Genomic DNA, 1,290 nt, shown 5'->3' with positions numbered 1-1,290 from the left:
AGACAGGCAGTATAGCAACTGAACGTCCGATTGGACCTGCCCGCAATCCCACGGTTGCAGGCAGGCCCTGCCTGGCATTTGGGCGTAGTCAATGATGACACTTGCTGCGAGCGACCTGCGCAAAAGCTACGGCCAGACACGTGCCGTGGTCGGCGTATCCGTAGTGCTTCGGCCCGGCATGGTTCACGCCATCGTCGGCGAAAACGGGGCCGGCAAATCGACGACCTTGCGTATGCTTGCGGGCGCAGAGCGGCCTGACAGCGGCGTCATGACGTTGGATGACGCAAGCTATGCACCACCAAGCGTCATCGGTGCGGCGGCCCTTGGCGTATCGCTTGTATACCAGGAAATCACGATCAACCGTTCGCTGACTGTTGCCGAAAACATCTTCATCGATCGCCTGCGGCAGTTCGCCGGCCCCCTCGGCTTTATCGATCGCAGACGTATGGAAGCCGCGTCGCAAGCGATCCTGGAACGGATCGGCGCGCAAATATCAGTCTCTGCCGATACAGGCCGCCTCAATCTCGGCGAGCTGAAATGCATCGAGATCGCTCGAGCGCTGTCTACAAATCCGAAAATCCTGCTTCTGGACGAATCCACCGCCTATCTCGATCATCGAGAGGTTCAGGCTGTCCTTCGCGTCATCAGCGAACTCAAGGGGCAGGGGATGACCGTCGCCTTCGTGTCTCATCATCTCGACGAGGTGCTTGCGGTCGCGGATGAATTGACGATCCTGAAAGACGGGCAATATGTCGGAACCTATCGCACGACCGAGATCGAGCCGAATGAAATTCATCGCCGCATGGTGGGGCGCGAGCTCGCCAGAAGCATCTATCCGCCGCGGCCGCCGGGAGATCCAGGCAAGCCTGTTGTCTTCGAAGCCTCCGAGGTCGCCGTTGGGCGAGAACTCGGCGGCGTCAGCCTGGATGTGCATGCCGGCGAAATCCTCGGCCTTGCCGGATTGAAGGGCGCTGGCGCCGAGGCGCTGTTCGCAGCCATTTGCGGCGACTTGCCCTTGCGTGGTGGCTCGATGAAGCTTGCGGGTGGTTCTTATGCGCCGTCGAGTCCGACTTTCGCCTGGGGACAGGGCGTCGCCTACCTGCCGGGTGACCGTCACAATGAGGGCCTGATCGCCGACTTCAGTATCCTCGACAATCTGGTGATGGCCCGCCCGCCGCATCATGGGCCGTTCTTTGATCGCGCCGCTGCCACTGCTATCGCGGGTGACCTGATCGCCCAGATCGGCATCAAGACACAAAGCGTCGATTCGTCCTGCCGTCCGCCCTCGGG

Annotated in this window: 1 protein-coding gene; it reads left to right on the top strand. The window is 61.1% G+C overall.

Annotation, left to right across the window (positions count from 1 at the left end; translation table 11 throughout):
• Positions 1 to 91 precede the first annotated feature (91 nt).
• Positions 92 to 1,290, top strand: a 1,199-nt coding sequence (locus EOA22_RS33930) for a sugar ABC transporter ATP-binding protein (RefSeq protein ID WP_164756198.1), incomplete at its 3' end; no start/stop codon positions are given.

Source organism: Mesorhizobium sp. M7A.F.Ca.US.014.04.1.1 (assembly GCF_003998745.1).
GTDB lineage: Bacteria > Pseudomonadota > Alphaproteobacteria > Rhizobiales > Rhizobiaceae > Mesorhizobium > Mesorhizobium ciceri.
Note: the sequence above shows the minus strand (reverse complement) of the source record. Positions and strands in the feature narration are given on the sequence as shown.